Genomic DNA, 17059 nt, shown 5'->3' with positions numbered 1-17059 from the left:
GCGCGAGCACGCCCCGGACGAAGGAGGCCACGTGGCCACGTTGACCCAGAGCGCGGTGCGGAGCCGGGGGGAGAACGCGCCGCAACGCGTACGGCGGCGGCTGAGCGGCCGGGTCGCCAGCGCCGTCGCGATCGTCATCGCCGTCCTGTGGACCACTCCGACCTTCGGCCTGCTGCTCTCCTCGCTGCGCCCGGAGGACCAGATCAAGACCACCGGCTGGTGGATGTTCTTCTCCGACCCGCAGATCACGCTGGAGAACTACCAGGAGGTCCTGTTCGGCACCTCCTCGTCATCCGGCCAGATGATGAGCTTCCTGATCAACTCGATCGTCATCACGATCCCGTCGGTGCTCTTCCCGCTGGCGCTGGCCACCTTCGCCGCGTACGCGCTGGCCTGGCTGCCGTTCCGCGGGCGCGAGTGGATCTACATCGGTATCTTCGCGCTGCAGATCGTGCCGCTGCAGATGTCGCTCGTGCCGCTGCTGTCGTTCTTCTCCGAGGGCGTGGCCGTCTTCGGCGTCCAGTTGATGCCCGCCTGGGACCTGGAGGGCCCGGCCCGCTTCGTTCAGGTCTGGTTCGCCCACACCTGCTTCGCGCTGCCGCTGGGCGTCTTCCTGCTGCACAACTTCATGTCCGAGCTCCCCGGTGAACTGGTGGAGGCGGCCAGGGTGGACGGGGCCAGCCACGGGAAGGTGCTGCGCACGATCATCCTGCCGCTGGTCGGGCCCGCGCTGGCCACCTTCGCCATCTTCCAGTTCCTCTGGGTCTGGAACGACCTGCTGGTCGCCCTGATCTTCGCCGGCGGCACCCCGGACAGCGCCCCGATGACCGTACGGCTGGCGCAGATGGCCGGCACCAGGGGCAACGAGTGGCAGCGCCTGACCTCGGGCGCGTTCGTCTCGCTGGTCATCCCGCTGATCGTCTTCCTGTCGATGCAGCGCTACTTCGTCCGCGGCCTGCTGGCGGGCAGCGTCAAGGGCTGATCGGCGGTGCCCGGTTGTGCTTCCGAGCCCCGGCGGGCGCCCCGGTCCGGGGCAACGGCGCGATCCGGCTCGGCCGCAGCCCGCTGGGCGGTGGCAGCGCGATGGGCTCCGACACCATCTGCGCCGCGCTGCGCGCCGCCCGCCGCGACGGCGTCAAGGCCGTCGTCTTCCGGACCGACAGCCCCGGCGGCTCGTACGTGGCCTCCGAATCGTCCCGCTCGTCCTTCACCGTGACGACCGTCACCCCGGTCACCACCTGGGCCATGGACTCGACGAACTCGTTCATGCGGCAATCATCCCGGAGCCGGGCGGATGCTCCGCCGCCGCCCGGCAAGGCCGTGGTCGCGGAGGGCTGGTCAGCTTCTTGCCGGGCAGGACCGTGACGACACCGGGCGGAGTCGATCTTGACCGTATCCGGCCACAATCTTCCCGTCACGCCCGTCGCTCTTGATGCGATGCCCTCGTCACCAGCGGATGCCCGAAAATATGTCTTTCGTCATGGTTTCTCATGGATGCCGCCGCCTCTTACCAGGCGTGAGCTGGACTCTTAAGGAAACCGCTCCCAGGCGAGCCACGCGAGACGACCGAAGGTGATCACACCTTCCCTCCGCGTCGTCGTTTTCATCTCGCCACTCCACGACTATGCGTCACATCTCACTCACGTGTTCGATATCTCATCTCCCCAAACCTGACCGTCGCGCCCTTTATTTGTTCCTTATGGAGATCTTGCGGACTTAAGTGATCTATATGTACTTTTTGGTCGTTTGCTTGCACCTGACGCACTCTGAACCGTCAGCTCCGGCCTCGTCCGGTTCCCATGACGGACTGGGGTAACGCGGGGACGCTCGTTCTCGCGCTGACGTGTTCGGAGGATGACGGCGTATGCGCCGCTTGTTGTCATGGGGCCGTTCGTCTCGATCTTCAACCGGCGTGAGTCTCATCACCTTGGTGACGCTGATCCCCGGCCTTCTGCTCCTGCACGCGGAACCGGCGGTCGCCGACTTGAATCCGGCCATCGCGTCCCTTGCCGTGCGGGGCGAGCCGGCACCGGTTCAACTGTCCGGAACGGCAGCCGGTCTGCCCTCCCTCGTGGGAACGGACCGCACGGCGACAACGGTGCAGGTGAAATCCCCTTCGAAGGAAGTCGCCGCACCGAAGAAGGCGCTGCCCCTCGAAGGCCGGTTCGTCAAGGAAGCGGCGCCTTCCACCACGACAGCTCCCTCCCTGTCGAAGAAACAGCAAAAACAGCGGAAACAGGCCACGTTGTCGATGCAGGCGCTCGCAGACCCTCCGTGCGGAAGCGTCTCACCATGGCGGTCCAACTACGCGGTCGCGCAGGGGGATCGGCTTGCCTCGGCCGGCCGGATCTGGGAGGCGCTTCAGGCCATCGCGGGATGGGCCAATACGACGCCGCCGGAGAATGGCTTCTCATGGGTATGGGCGGACCGGGGAGCGTGTCCGCTGCCCCCCGCTCCGACGGTCACCTCCATGACCCCCGCCGACGAGGCACTGGTCATGACATTGCAGCCGACGCTGTCGGCGACGGTGACCTCGTGGGCCGGCGGCGTGGCCGGCTTCGACTTCCAGGTCTGTGACAGTCCGTCGATGTCGGGCAACTGCGTGAACTCCGACGACTACGACAATGTCTGCTGCGGACTGTCCGGCCAGTGGCCGTTGCCCGAAGGACTGCTGTCGTGGGGCAAGGAGTATTGGTGGCGGGTGTACGTCACCGACGCCTCCACCATCGGCGGTCAGGGCAGATACTCCTCGACGCGTTCCTTCACCATGGGAGTGCGCCAGCCCACGATCACCTCGAACCTGTCGGCCCGGGGTGTCAACGGCCAGGAGTTCCACCAGTCCACCGGTAACTACACGACGACCTTCACCGACGCGGTGGTCAACACCGCGGGGTTGCCCCTGTCGGTGGTGCGCTCCTACAACAGCATGGACCCGCGCCGTGACGGCGCGTTCGGGGCGGGCTGGTCGACCCGTTTCGACATGCGGATCGTGCCGGAGACGATCCGCGGCTTCGAGGCGCTTCTGGTGACCTACCCCGACGGGCGCACAGTGCGTTTCGCCGACAAGGGGGACGGGACCTTCCAGCCGCCGCCGGGCACCTACGCCACCCTGGCGACGGTCACCGGGGGCGGCTGGCGGCTGATGGACAAGTCGTCCACCTCCTACCTCTTCGACACCCAGGGCCGGCTGCTGCGGGCGACCGACAGCCAGGGCCGCGGCCAGGAGCTGACCTACGGCACCGACGGCAAACTGAGCGAGGTCACCGCGACCGGCGGCAGGTCCCTGTCGTTCACCTGGACCGGCGCGCACGTCACCACCGTGTCCACCGCCCCGGTGAACGGGGCGCCGTTGACCTGGACCTACTCCTACACCGGTGACCGCCTGACCGAGGTCTGCGCGCCGACGACCGCCTGCACCAGCTTCGAGTACGGCGCCGGATCGCTGTATCGCAGCTCGGTCCAGGACGCCGACCCGTTCGGTTACTGGCGGCTGGGTGAGGCCTCCGGCAATGCGGCCGATCTGGGCTGGGGCGCCGGTTCGGCCTCCTACTCCGGGGCGACCCGAGGGCGTCCGGGAGCGCCGGCCGGCAGTACCGACACCGCGGTCGAGCTGACGAGTTCGGGCTATGTGGAGCTGCCCTCGGGCCTCATGCCACGACTACATCAGCAGGGAGCGGTGGAGTTGTGGTTCAAGTCCACCGGGACGGGCCGCCTCGTCTCCTCGGGAGAGTGGAGCAGCACGCTGGACCCGGTGGTGCAGGTGGGCACCGACGGCAAACTACGGGCCTCGCTGCGGCCGACCGCCTCGCCCATCGTCTCGACCGCCGTGGTGAACGACGGTGCGTGGCACCACCTGGTGTTCACCGTCGCCGCCGACAAGCAGACCCTCTACCTCGACGGCCTCCCCGCCGGAACGCTGACCCAGCCGGTGGCCGCCGACAACCGCGGCTTCACCCGGATCGGCGGCGGGCTGGCCGGGACCGTCGACGAGATCGCGGCCTATGACCGGCCGCTGACCGCGGCCGAGGTGGCGGCGCACTACGCCGCCCGGGTCGAGGCCCCGAACAAGCTGACGAAGATCACGCTGCCGTCGGGGCGGGTGTGGGCGACCAACACCTACGACTCGGCAACCGAACGGCTCACAACGCACGTCGATGCCAACGGGGGCACCTGGCAGATCGGCGCCCTGGCCTACAACCGGACGACCGGCCAGTCCACCGTGACGGTCACCGACCCGCGCACCGAGACGCTGACCTACGTCTATGACGCCTGGCGTGGCTACCGCCTGGTCAGCCGGAGCGACCAGCTCGCCAAGGTCACCAAGTACGCGTACGACACCGGCGGCTTCCTCAAGACGGTCACGGACCCGAACAACAACGTGACAGAGCGCTTCTACGACAAACGCGGCAACCTTGTCGGGGTCAAGCAATGCCGGAGCACGAATAATTGCCAGACCGAGCGCCATGCGTACTACCTGAACACCAACGACCGGTTCGACGCCCGCAACGACCGGCCGATCGCCTCGCGGGACGCGCGCTCCTCCAGCGCCACCGACAACACCTACGCCACCAAGTGGGAGTACAACCAGCACGGCGAAACGCTCAAGCAGACCACCCCGGCCACCACCGACTTCCCCAACGGCCGGGCGACCACCTTCACCTACACCGACGGCACCGAACCCGCCGTCGGCGGCGGCACCACCCCGGCGGGCCTGCGCAAGTCGGCCAAGGATTCCAAGGATAACGAGACGACCTACCGCTACACCGCCGCAGGGGACCTGGCCGAGCAGACCAGCCCATCAGGATTGAAAATCCAGTTCGCTCATGACGCACTGGGGCGGGTGACCTCGCGCACGGAGATCTCGCAGACCCACCCCGGCGGGGTGGTCACGACCTCCACCTATGACGGGCTGGGCCGGGTGCTCACCCACACCGGTGCCGGAGTGAAAAACGAGATCACTGATGTGACGCACACCAGACAGACCCGTTACACCTACGACACCGACGGCAACAAGCTCACCGAGACGGCCGTGGATATGACCGGCGGTGATCCCGACCGGAAGATCAGTTACACCTACAACTCCGCCGGCCGGGTGGAAACGGTCACCGGCCCGGAAGGTGCCGTGGCCAGTGTCACCTGGAACACCGACGGAACCCGAGCCGGCATCACCGACGAGAAAGGGACGGTCTACACCTACGCCTACACCAAGCGCGGTGAACCGACCTCCACAACGATCAAGAACTGGACCGGCAGCCCGGTCGCGCCTCAGGCCGCGCAAGATGTGGTGCTGGAATCCTTCTCCTATGACCCTGCAGGCCGCCTGGCCGGTGAGGCCGACGCGATGGGTCGCAAAACCTCCTACACCTACTTCACAGACAACCGCCTATCACAGGTGATCGGCGACGACGTCCGGCTGAACGGTTCCACCACCACAACGGACGTGGTGCTGGAGGCCAACACCTACGACGCGGCCGGCAACCTCACCAAGCAGGTGACCGGCGGCGGCAAGGCCACCGAGGACCATGTCTACGACGCGGCGGGCCGCCTGACCTCCACCACATTCGATCCCACCACGCTCAACCGCAAGACCGCCTACACCTATGACGCGGTCGGCAACGTCACCAGAGAGGACCTCACCGGCGCGGGCAGCACCCGAGTGGAATCCACTCTCTACGCCTACAACGCCCTGGGCCAGGTGACCCGTCAGACCGTGGAGAACGGCTCCGACGACCTGGTCTCCACCTGGTCCTACGACGACCGCGGCCTGGTCACCGAGGCGACCGACCCGCGGGGCAACGCTTCTGGCGCCACGCCTGCGGACTTCACCACCACAATGCGCTACGACCTCGCCGGGCAGCTCGTGGAGTCGAAGTCCCCACAGGTGAAGATCGACAAGGCCGGATCCGCCACCAACGGGCGCCCCACGGTGAGATACGGCTACGACAGCGCCGGGCTCCTGACCCAGAACGTCGATGCCGAGGGGCGGGTCGTCACCTCGGCGTTCGACAGGGTCGGGCGCCTGACCTCAACCACCCTGCCGTCCTACACCCCGCCGGGCGGCGGTTCGCTGACCCCCCAGGTCAGCTACGGCTACGACGCCGCCGGCCAGATGACCAGCTTCACCGACCAGCGAGGCCATGTCACCTCAGCCGAATACGACGCGCTGGGGCGTCAGGTCCGGGTGACCGACCCGGGCCCGTCCGGGCCCGGCGGTACATGGGTTTCGGAATACGACCTGCTGGGCGAACCGCTCACGGTCATCGACCCCACCGGCGCGCGCAGAGAAGCCACCTACGATGATCTCGGCCGCAGAATCACCAACACCCAGATCGAGCGCAGGCCCACCACCACCGCGCTCACCACCACGTTGACCTACGACACCGCGGGCAACCTCACCAAGAGCGTCGCACCGGGTAACAAGACCACCAGCTACACGGTCAACGCCGCCGGGCAGGTCACCGCCATCATCGACCCGCTCCTCAAAACATCCGCCATCGGATACGACTTCCTGGGCCGAACCGCCAAGGTGACCGACCCGCTGGGTAACGCCATCGAGGCCGAATACGATCTCGCCGGACGCCAGATCGCTGCTAAAGACCTCACCAGCACCGGAGCAGCCGTTCGAACATTCGGCTTCGGCTACGACCTGGCGGGCAATCCGACCAGTCGCACCTCCGGCGAGGGGCACGTCACCCGCAAGGAGTTCGACGCGCTGGGCCGGATGACCTCGCTGATCGAGCCGGTCTCCGCCAGCACGTCGATCACCTCGACGTTCGGCTACGACGCCACCGGAGCGCGCACCCGCATCACCGACGGCCGCGGCAACGCGACCTGGACCGGCTACAACACCCTCGGCCTGGTCGAATCGGTCATCGAACCATCCACCGCCGCCCACCCCAATGCCGCCGACCGGACCTGGACCAGCCTCTACGACGCCTCCGGCAACGCCGTGGCCACCCTGCAGCCCGGCGGGGTACGCATCGACCGCACCTTCGACCCCCTGGGCCAGGTGATCGAAGAGAGCGGCAGCGGCGCCTCGGTGGCCACCCCGACGCGGAATTTCACCTACGACGCCGCGGGCCGCATCACCGCGATCGGTGACTACACCCTGGAGTACAACGACCGCAGCCTCCTGACCAAGGCATCCAAGGCGACCAACCAAATCGCCGCCTACACCTACGACGCCCTGGGCAACCCCACCCAGCGCATCGACGCCACCGGCACCGCGAACTACACCTGGGACAACGCCGGCCAGCTGAAGACCGCCGGCGACCCGGTGACCGGACGCACCTGGACCTACGGCTACGACGACGCCGGCCGGCTCACCACCAAGACCTCTGCGAACCCGGTCAACACCCAGACCTACGCCTACGACGCCGTCGACCGGCCCACCTCCCAGACGTTGAAGAACAGCTCCGGCACCGAACTGTCGAAGATCGTCTACGGGTGGGACAAGGACGACAACCTCACCACCAAGACCACCACCGGCACCGCCGGCGCGGGCACCAACACCTACGGCTACGACCACGCCGGACGCCTCACCTCCTGGACCGCCCCCGGCGGCGCCACCACCGCCTACGAATGGGACGACTCCGGTAACCGCACCAAGGCCGGGGACGAGACCTTCGTCTACGACGAGCGCAACCGGCTTACCTCCGGCGCCGGCACCGACTACACCTACACCCCCCGTGGCACCGTGGCGTCGGAGACCAAGGCCGGCGTCACCCGCAACCTCACCTTCGACGCCTTCGACCGTCTGATCTCCGACGGTGACGCCTCCTACGGCTACGACGCGCTGGGCCGGATGACGTCGCGCACCAAGGGGACAGAGCAGCAGCGCTTCACCTACTCGGGCCTGGAAAACGACATCGTCGCCGTCGCCGACAGCGCCAACACCACCCTGGCCAAGTACGGCCGCGACCCCTTCGGCGGCCTGCTCAGCCTGCAAGAAGGCGCCGGGCCGGCCCTCGGGACCATGACCGACCTACACGGCGACGTGGTAGGCACCTTCTCCGGCACCGCACTGGTCGACTCGGTCGCCTACGACCCGTTCGGCGAGGTCACCCACCGCTCCGGCACCCAGCGCACGCTGGGCTATCAAGGTGAGTACACCGACCCGGACACCGGCAAGGTCAACATGCACGCCCGCTGGTACCAGCCCGGCACCGGCACCTTCGCCTCCCGCGACGACTGGACCCTCAATCCCAACCCGTCAATCCAGGCCAACCGCTACGGCTACGGCAACGGCAATCCATTGGTCAACGTTGATCCCAGTGGACATGCGCCCTGTTGGGCGATAGGACGGATATTCGGCCCCCTCTGGGGTCTTAATTGTAAGTTAATTACCGAAACCGAATGGGTGGGTCGTCTGCAACCCGCTGTTGCGACAGGCCCTTGCAATGGACCAATGGACCCGCGCCCGCATTGTCCCGGTGCTCCAGGTCCCGCTACTCCAACCGCAAGTTCTGGCTGCCAAACTCCAAGTTTTCCGGGGTGCCCGCCTAAGCAAACTGGCGGCAACAGCATAAAAGGTGGCACTCAAAGCGCTCCGACAGGCGGCAATCCCTGCCGCAGCTGTGGCAGTAATCCTGCGCCTACGCGGCCGAAGCCGAAGCCGGTAGAGCCACCATATAAACCTGATTTCGACCCAAATAGCAAGGACTTCATAAACGACCCGAATAACGCAAGCAAAGATCGGAATCCACCTACTCCTGACGAGCTCCACTGTAATTACGGTCGGGAACGCCCGAAGAACTTCGGCGGCTGTACAGGTGGAATCGATATCATCGGCGGAGGCGGAGGCGGAGGCGGAGGCGGAGGGATTCCTTGCGAGCAGTGGAATCCTGGAAACTGCGGCGAACCGAGCTCCGTAAAGCCGGTCGGTTACACGCCATCTGATTCTCCCACAACCCTGACCTATCCCCAGGAGCCTCCATCCACCCTGCAAAACCTCGCGGATGGATGCTCAGGAAGTTTCCTGTGCGACTTCTTTATCGGAGACGCACTCAACTGCGCAGCCAACCCATCCTTGGGCAGCTGCGCGATGGGGGTGATCGGATTCATCCCCGGCGGGAAAATCGCCACGACGGCAGCCAAGCTGGGCAGCAAGTTCGCCAAGGGAGCGCAGGGCGCCGCTAAAGCCTGCAAGCGCAACAGTTTCATAGCAGGAACTCTCGTCCTGATGGCCGACGGAACCCAAAAGCCGATCGAAGACGTGAAGGTCGGCGAGTACGTGCTCGCCACCGACCCCGAAACCGGCCGCACCGAAGCCAGAGCCGTCACCGTCCTGATCCCAGGAGAAGGCACCAAGAACCTCGTCAAGATCACCGTAGACATCGACGGCGACAGAGGTGACGCCACCGCCCCGATCACCGCGACAGACGAGCACCCCTTCTGGGTCCCCTCCCAGCGCGAGTGGACCGACGCCGACGAACTCCAGCCCGGCATGTGGCTGCAGACCTCAGCCGGCACCCACGTCCAGATCACCGCAATCAAAAAGTGGACCACCACCCAACGCGTCCACAACCTGACAGTCGACGACATCCACACCTACCATGTCCTTGCAGGCGACCAGGCTCTCCTTGTTCACAACACCATCCCGGACGTTGGTACCTATAGTGAGATGGCTCCATCAGGTCCAGGTAAGGAGCGACACCATATCCCGCCGCACTCGACGAGACCGGCTGGCAGTAGCTACGGCAAAGGCCCGGCGATCCGGATGGACAAGCCCGACCATCGGGCTTTGTACTCCACGGGCTCCTCACGGGAATCGCAGGCATGGCTACAGTGGCAAAAAGAACTCATCGGCGCCGGAAAACATTCCGACGCGATGGAAATGGAGTATCGCGATATCCAGCAACGTTTCCCGGGGAAGTACGACTCTGAGATCAACGCGCATCGCGCACGGTTCGCCGGGGGTGCCTCGTGTCCGTAGTGAGATTATGAGCCGACGATCGGAGGCGCGCAGCGATGGCTGAACGGATGCTCGAAGTCCACGTCGGCTCGGGACTGGACAGTCTGCGGTTCGGCATGGACGAACCACAGGTTAGGGCTGGGTTGGCCACTCTCGGGAATGTAGTGGACTCCACGGCCCCCGGGGGTGCACTCAAGCTTCGCACGGAAGGCCTCGATGACTCATTCTCCGTATACGCCAGCTTCGGGTCCGGCGGGTTCCTGTTTACCCTTGAGGTTTGGCGACCGAATGACACCAATTTGATCGACCTGAATCTGTATGGTATTCCGATCTTCGCTACTCCTGCCGACAGTGCCCTGGTCCAGCTTGCCGAGATAGGGCATCGGCTCGACTTTGAAGATAAGTATCACCCGGTACTACCTGAAGCGTCGATCGGCCTGGACCGTGAGAGCGGTGACGACTGCGACAACGACGGCCTTGCTCGCTATTTTCAGTCAATATTTATTGCTCCAGATGGTTATTATTCCAATTAGCCTACGACTGACTAGGGAACGTGACTGTTCAGGTGCCCTTTCCTCGTGAGGTTGGGCGTGGCATGGGCATGATCGGACTCATGGGATGATCTTCGGGTGATTCCGGCTGAGGGCGAGCGTCCGTCATACGGCGAGCTTGCCGCTTTGGTCGTGACGCTGACCGCCCGGCTGGATGTGCTGGAAGCGCGGGTCGTCGAGTTGGAGGCGGAAAACGCCCAGCTCAAAGCGGAGAACGCGGAGTTGCGGGCTGAGAATGCCGAGCTGCGGCGGCAGGTAGGGCGAAACTCGCGTAATTCCTCGCAACCTCCGTCGGCCGATGGCCTGGCCAAGCCACCGCCCAAGTCGATGCGGGGTAGGAGCGGACGTCGCCCCGGTAAGCAGCCCGGCACGTCGGGGACGGCGTTGATGCAGGTGGACTGCCCGACATGGACGGTGCCGCACCTTCCATCTGCGTGTGGCGGGTGTGGCGGGGACCTGACCGATGCAACCCCGGCGGGCGTTGCGGTGATTCGGCAGGTTTTCGACATCCCCGAGGTCAAGGCCGAGGTCACCGCGCATGAGTTGCACGCCCTGGCCTGTGGCGGTTGCGGGACGGTGACCCGTGCTGCGGCTCCGGCGTTCGCCACGGCCCCGGCGGTATACGGGCCACGGGTGAGCGCGCTGGCCGCCTACCTGTCCGCCCAGCACCACATCCCGGTTGGGCGGGTCGCCGAAGTCCTCGCCGATCTGGCCGGGATCGAGGTGTCGACCGGGTGGATCAGCGACACGGTCACGAAGGTGGCCCAGGTCCTGGCGCCGGTCAACGCACGGATCCGTGACGCGATCGCCGCTGCGAGCGTCGCGCACTTCGATGAGAGCGTCACCCGCGTGAGCGGCAGGAACCACTGGCTGCACGTGGCCGCCACACCTGCGCTGACCGCCTACCACATCGACGCCCACGGGCGCGGCACCGAGTCGATCACCGCGTTCGGGATCCTTCCCCGCTTCACCGGCGTGGCCGTCCACGACGCCTACCGCTCCTACCAGGCATTCGAGGGCTGCACGCACGCCTTGTGCAATGCGCACATCGTCCGGGAGGCCGCCGGGATCGGCGAGTACGACCTTCGCGCGCGGGCCGATGGCTGGGCTGAGGCGCTGGTGCTGTTACTCGGTGACGGATACCGGTGGGTGGCCGCCTGGCGAGACAAAGGGCATGACCGCCTGCCGGACTTCAAGCTGAAGGACCTGTCCCAGCGCTTCGACGACCTGGTGGAACGAGCGTTGACCGCGCATTCCCCACGCGGAACGGGCAAGCAGAGCCCTGCACGTAACCTGGCGCTACGCCTGCGAACCCGAAAGAGTGAGGTGCTGCGGTTCGCCACCGACTTCACTGTGGCGTACTCCAACAACGTCGCGGAGCAGGCCATCCGTATGATCAAGACGAAGACCAAGGTCAGCGGTGGTTTTCGCACGCTCAAGGGCGCCCAGACTTTCCTGGCCATCCGCGGCTACATCTCCACCGTCCGAAAGAACGGTCTCCGCGCCGCTCACGCGCTGCACGACGCGCTGCTCGGCAATCCCTGGATGCCCGCACTCACGCGATGACCTGAATAGTCACCACTAGTGCGCCCGTCGGGGCGAAAAGTCCTTCGCGTTCTACTAATCCCGTCGCTTGGAGCTGAGCGCCTCTCTATCGTTATAAATTCAATTAATATGAAGGCCGGCGAGGCTGACCTTCTGTTTGAGTGGAATGGAGATCGACATATAGCCATAGACGTTCCCCCAGATATTAATTTCGATGACCTGATTGGCCTTGTAAGCGGCTATGTCGAACGAGGAGAAGCTTTCTGGGAATGGGGAGATACCGAACCATTCAGGGCATCGTGAGGGTCTAAGGATCTTGCGAAGATGCGGTGACTATTCAGGTCATCGCGTGAGTGCGGGCATCCAGGGATTGCCGAGCAGCGCGTCGTGCAGCGCGTGAGCGGCGCGGAGACCGTTCTTTCGGACGGTGGAGATGTAGCCGCGGATAGGCCAGGAAAGTCTGGGCGCCCTTGAGCGTGCGAAAACCACCGCTGACCTTGGTCTTCGTCTTGATCATACGGATGGCCTGCTCCGCGACGTTGTTGGAGTACGCCACAGTGAAGTCGGTGGCGAACCGCAGCACCTCACTCTTTCGGGTTCGCAGGCGTAGCGCCAGGTTACGTGCAGGGCTCTGCTTGCCCGTTCCGCGTGGGGAATGCGCGGTCAACGCTCGTTCCACCAGGTCGTCGAAGCGCTGGGACAGGTCCTTCAGCTTGAAGTCCGGCAGGCGGTCATGCCCTTTGTCTCGCCAGGCGGCCACCCACCGGTATCCGTCACCGAGTAACAGCACCAGCGCCTCAGCCCAGCCATCGGCCCGCGCGCGAAGGTCGTACTCGCCGATCCCGGCGGCCTCCCGGACGATGTGCGCATTGCACAAGGCGTGCGTGCAGCCCTCGAATGCCTGGTAGGAGCGGTAGGCGTCGTGGACGGCCACGCCGGTGAAGCGGGGAAGGATCCCGAACGCGGTGATCGACTCGGTGCCGCGCCCGTGGGCGTCGATGTGGTAGGCGGTCAGCGCAGGTGTGGCGGCCACGTGCAGCCAGTGGTTCCTGCCGCTCACGCGGGTGACGCTCTCATCGAAGTGCGCGACGCTCGCAGCGGCGATCGCGTCACGGATCCGTGCGTTGACCGGCGCCAGGACCTGGGCCACCTTCGTGACCGTGTCGCTGATCCACCCGGTCGACACCTCGATCCCGGCCAGATCGGCGAGGACTTCGGCGACCCGCCCAACCGGGATGTGGTGCTGGGCGGACAGGTAGGCGGCCAGCGCGCTCACCCGTGGCCCGTACACCGCCGGGGCCGTGGCGAACGCCGGAGCCGCAGCACGGGTCACCGTCCCGCAACCGCCACAGGCCAGGGCGTGCAACTCATGCGCGGTGACCTCGGCCTTGACCTCGGGGATGTCGAAAACCTGCCGAATCACCGCAACGCCCGCCGGGGTTGCATCGGTCAGGTCCCCGCCACACCCGCCACACGCAGATGGAAGGTGCGGCACCGTCCATGTCGGGCAGTCCACCTGCATCAACGCCGTCCCCGACGTGCCGGGCTGCTTACCGGGGCGACGTCCGCTCCTACCCCGCATCGACTTGGGCGGTGGCTTGGCCAGGCCATCGGCCGACGGAGGTTGCGAGGAATTACGCGAGTTTCGCCCTACCTGCCGCCGCAGCTCGGCATTCTCAGCCCGCAACTCCGCGTTCTCCGCTTTGAGCTGGGCGTTTTCCGCCTCCAACTCGACGACCCGCGCTTCCAGCACATCCAGCCGGGCGGTCAGCGCCACGACCAAAGCGGCAAGCTCGCCGTATGACGGACGCTCGCCCTCAGCCGGAATCACCCGAAGATCATCCCATGAGTCCGATCATGCCCATGCCACGCCCAACCTCACGAGGAAAGGGCACCTGAACAGTCACACCAGAACCTCAAGGCTCGGGTGGCTCGTGAGGCGGTCGCCGATGAACACGAGTTGGCCGCGACCATGCACAGCGGCATGCACCGGCTGCAGAAACGTCCCGACATCGTCCGGTCCTTCTTCGCCGACCAGCACTTGGCCTACATCGGCCCGTAACGCGAATAGTCCCAAAAAATTATGATCGGCTCAGTACCGCCGACTGGCAGAGGTCCTCGAATCTTCGGACCGCCGCGGTGTCCGCGAAAGGCCGGAGCCGGGACCGGATGAGCTCTATGCGGTCGGTGACGCGGGCTGAGTTGACCTTGACCGCCAGGTTCAACGACTTCGAGGCTGCCGCTGTGGCCTGCTCGATCTCGCGGGCCTGGGCGTAGGCATCGGCGAGCCAGCTCAGATAGAGCGAAAGCTCCCGCGCACGCGTGGCGTCGTAGCTGTCGATGCCCTGGATGAGCAACGGTTCAGCCTTGAGCGGGCGGCCGAGCTCGGTGAAGCACCGGCCGGCCATCACATCGACCTCGCCCCGGTCCAGCCAGTAGACCCACTTCGGGTCCTCATCGCCCTCTCGGTGCAGCCCGAACACCTGGTCGACCTCGTCGAGTGTCCATTCGGTGAGCGCCGAATCTCCCGCTTTGGCGTGTGCCCAGGCCACTCGTTCCAACAGCAGAGCGCGGGTGAGCGGGGTGCTTGATCGCTCGGCGCCCTTGACCGCCGTACGGGCCAGCACGGCCGCCTTCCTGGGGTCTCCCACGTTGGCCATCTGGTAACTCAACGAGGACAGCAGATTGGCCGCCGTCGGCTCATCCCCGGCGACATGCGCGGCTTGGATGCCTTTGACGTAGTAAGTCCGGGCTCGACCATACAGTCCAGCGTCGGAGGTCACCCATCCCGCGAGCTGACAGAGCTCTCCCACAGCCTTCAGGAGTCGGCGGCCCACGTCCTCACGGTAGGCGGCCTCCCTGGCGACCGTGGCGGTGGCCTCCAACTCCTGGGAGACGAGCGCGTGCAGGTCCGTGCCGCCCACGTAGTCATCGAGGTGCCGCAAATGGTCGACCCGGGTCTCGATCTTGTCGATCAGTGAATGACCGATACGACGTCCCGCCCGGATCTCATGGAGCTGCGGCGGCTCCACGATCAGCCACTCGTGGGCGACGCGAAGCGCGGACTCCTCCGACATGGCCTCGCTCTCGGCGACCAGCCCGGCGGCCATCGCATCGTTGTTCTCTCGCGTCCAGCCGTCACTGAACAGCGTCAGGCGATCGCCGTTCATGCTCGGCGGAGTGACGCCCAGTCGCTTGGCGCGGGACAGCACGACCGCCTGGTCCAGTACGGCCAGCGGGAGGTCCAGCACGATGCTCAACCACGGCAGCCAGGCCAAGGGCAGCCGCTTGCCGCGCTCCCAGCGGGAGACCTCGTTGCGAGTGATCGTGGCCTGCCCGGACGCTCGGGCGAGCCGGTCGGCGAGGCTCGCCTGAGTGAGGCCCTTGGCCTGCCGGGACTGCTTGATCAGTTCCTCGATCGTCAGACCCTCCACGCCCTGGCTCCTTTCGCTCACTGCCTGTAGGCCAGGAAGCGGCCCCCTCGCGACTGATCTGGCCTTCAAGGCGGCCCCTCGGCGCGGGCCCCCACGAGGCTCCTTTCATCGTCACTCACCTGCGCTTCTCTTGAAAGGAAATTACACAGAGTTACTCGATCTCACTGGGAGAAGATATGCCGGGCAACCCCCCCACTGGTGATCACCATGGATCCCTGCCAGGCCACCGAGCCTCCGCTTCCGCAACACACATCGCGGGACGACGAATACGACCGGGTGCCGCGCGCGCTGGCGCTGCGGTTCACCGGCTGGCACCTCTGGTACGGCAAGGCCACCGGACACTGGTGGGCGCTCTCCCCCGTCTGGTGCAGGCAGCGCATCGGCCTGATCGAGGCCGACACCCCCGCCGAACTGGCCGCCCAGATGCAGCACATCGAGAACTTCCACCCCCACCTCGCCCCCGACCAGCCCAACCGCCCCCTCTCAACGAAAGAAGCCCCGCACCCGGGGGCAGCACGGACGTCAAGGTCGCCGGGAATCCCGAGCACAACGGGATCGCGAGCACGGGAGGTGACCGAGATGGCAACGCGCCTGCTGTCCGCACTCGTCGGCGTACTCGCTGACCGCTTCCGTACACCAGTCGGCGGCGCCATGCGGTCACCGCACCTGGGCCGAATCCCCGGCTGGTCAGCGCCTCTGGGCCACACGCCCGTCATCTCCCAACGGTTCGCGGCCACCCCCGACCAGGTCAGACCCGCACGCGTCTTCGTCGCCGAACTCCTCGGCGACGACCACCCGCTCCGCGACGACGCCATACTCCTCACCAGCGAACTCGCCACCAACGCCGTCGAGTACTCCAGCGGACCGGTCGACCGGCCACGAGAGTTCGTCGTTACGGTGGCCTTCATCTCCCATGGCGTACTGATCACCGTTCAGGACTCCGGCACATCGGAGATTCCCTGTACGAGAAAGCCCGGCCTGGACGCCACCGGTGGCCGAGGACTCATGCTCGTCAACGACCTCGCCACCCGCTGGGGATTCCACCGCGATTCCAGTGGAACCCTGATCTGGTTCGAGCTCGAACAGAACAGCCCGTCTGGAAGGTGTCACAGCCGACCCGGTCCGGAGAACGGGAGGGGATGATCGCGCTGCGCGAGGCGAAGTCCCGCTTGCCGCGGGTGAAGGCGTGGTTGATGAACCCGAACGCGGCGCCCATCACGGCACCCCACAGGGCTGCCCAGAGCACGAGCACGATGAACGACAGCGCGGTCGAGGTGAACAGTCCGAGGAACATCCCGACCATGGCGCCGAAGGCCGCGCCGCTGCCCGCTCCGGTGAGCGCGGCCCGGCCGTCGGTCACCCTGCCGGTGACGGTCTCCTCAAGTTTCAGGTCGCTGCCGACGATCGCCACGTTCTCGACGGGGAATCCGGCGTCGGAGAGACCGTCCACGGTTCGCTGTGCCGCGAGGTAGTTGTCGTAGCCTGCCAGCACCCTCCGGTCCACCACGACCTGTGTGTCCAGGCCGGTGGGCGTCTCGTTCATGGGTGCTCGCCTTTCGGGGGTGGGGGACGAGAGGGAGGCGCCGCGGGGACGGCGGCGCCTCATCCCGGCGGGT

At 66.0% G+C, this 17059-nt stretch carries 9 protein-coding genes and 1 pseudogene; 6 read left to right on the top strand and 4 right to left on the bottom strand.

Going from position 1 to position 17059, the window contains the following annotated elements:
- Positions 1-31 precede the first annotated feature (31 nt).
- Positions 32-982, top strand: coding sequence for a carbohydrate ABC transporter permease (locus tag OG884_RS05135; protein WP_326642644.1), 951 nt, complete (start codon positions 32-34; stop codon positions 980-982).
- Here OG884_RS05135 and OG884_RS05130 read toward each other — a convergent pair.
- Positions 972-1268: a hypothetical protein gene (locus OG884_RS05130; RefSeq protein WP_326647129.1), complete on the bottom strand. Its 297-nt coding sequence runs from the start codon at positions 1266-1268 to the stop codon at positions 972-974. The genes OG884_RS05135 and OG884_RS05130 overlap by 11 nt on opposite strands.
- Positions 1269-1912: 644 nt before the next feature.
- On the opposite strand from OG884_RS05130, the gene OG884_RS05125 reads away from it, so the two are divergent.
- The 3 genes from OG884_RS05125 to tnpC (OG884_RS05115) all read left to right on the top strand — a co-directional run bounded on the left by OG884_RS05125 (position 1913) and on the right by tnpC (OG884_RS05115) (position 12030).
- Entirely contained in the window at positions 1913-9934 is an 8022-nt protein-coding gene (locus tag OG884_RS05125) for a polymorphic toxin-type HINT domain-containing protein (RefSeq protein ID WP_326642642.1), read from the top strand.
- A gap of 35 nt (positions 9935-9969) precedes the next feature.
- Complete coding sequence (locus OG884_RS05120) at positions 9970-10446, top strand: hypothetical protein (protein WP_326642640.1); 477 nt, start codon at positions 9970-9972, stop codon at positions 10444-10446.
- Between the two features lie 96 nt (positions 10447-10542).
- Positions 10543-12030, top strand: a complete 1488-nt coding sequence (tnpC, locus tag OG884_RS05115; RefSeq protein ID WP_326642639.1) for an IS66 family transposase — start codon at positions 10543-10545, stop codon at positions 12028-12030.
- Between the two features lie 316 nt (positions 12031-12346).
- Here the strand turns inward: tnpC (OG884_RS05115) and tnpC (OG884_RS05110) are convergent, their stop codons facing one another.
- Positions 12347-13840, bottom strand: a complete 1494-nt coding sequence (tnpC, locus tag OG884_RS05110) for an IS66 family transposase (RefSeq protein WP_326642636.1) — start codon at positions 13838-13840, stop codon at positions 12347-12349.
- Positions 13841-13936: 96 nt separating this feature from the next.
- On the opposite strand from tnpC (OG884_RS05110), the gene OG884_RS05105 reads away from it, so the two are divergent.
- A complete protein-coding gene (locus tag OG884_RS05105) occupies positions 13937-14071 on the top strand; it encodes a hypothetical protein (protein WP_326642634.1) in 135 nt (44 codons plus the stop codon).
- Between the two features lie 19 nt (positions 14072-14090).
- Here the strand turns inward: OG884_RS05105 and OG884_RS05100 are convergent, their stop codons facing one another.
- Positions 14091-15443 carry a helix-turn-helix transcriptional regulator gene (locus OG884_RS05100; RefSeq protein WP_326642632.1) on the bottom strand — a complete coding sequence of 451 codons (1353 nt, stop codon included), beginning with the start codon at positions 15441-15443 and terminating at the stop codon, positions 14091-14093.
- 207 nt (positions 15444-15650) lie between these two features.
- Between OG884_RS05100 and OG884_RS05095 the strand changes: the two genes are divergently transcribed.
- The gene (locus OG884_RS05095; RefSeq protein ID WP_326642630.1) at positions 15651-16586 is read left to right on the top strand and encodes an ATP-binding protein; all 936 of its coding nucleotides are present in this window, start codon (positions 15651-15653) and stop codon (positions 16584-16586) included.
- A gap of 136 nt (positions 16587-16722) precedes the next feature.
- On the opposite strand, the pseudogene OG884_RS05090 reads toward OG884_RS05095, so the two are convergent.
- A pseudogene (locus tag OG884_RS05090) lies at positions 16723-16986 on the bottom strand (general stress protein); the annotation flags it as partial.
- Between the last annotated feature and the right edge of the window lie 73 nt (positions 16987-17059).

Source organism: Streptosporangium sp. NBC_01755 (assembly GCF_035917995.1).
In the GTDB taxonomy this organism is placed as follows: Bacteria; Actinomycetota; Actinomycetes; order Streptosporangiales; family Streptosporangiaceae; genus Streptosporangium.
This window is presented reverse-complemented; position numbering and strand designations above follow the sequence as displayed.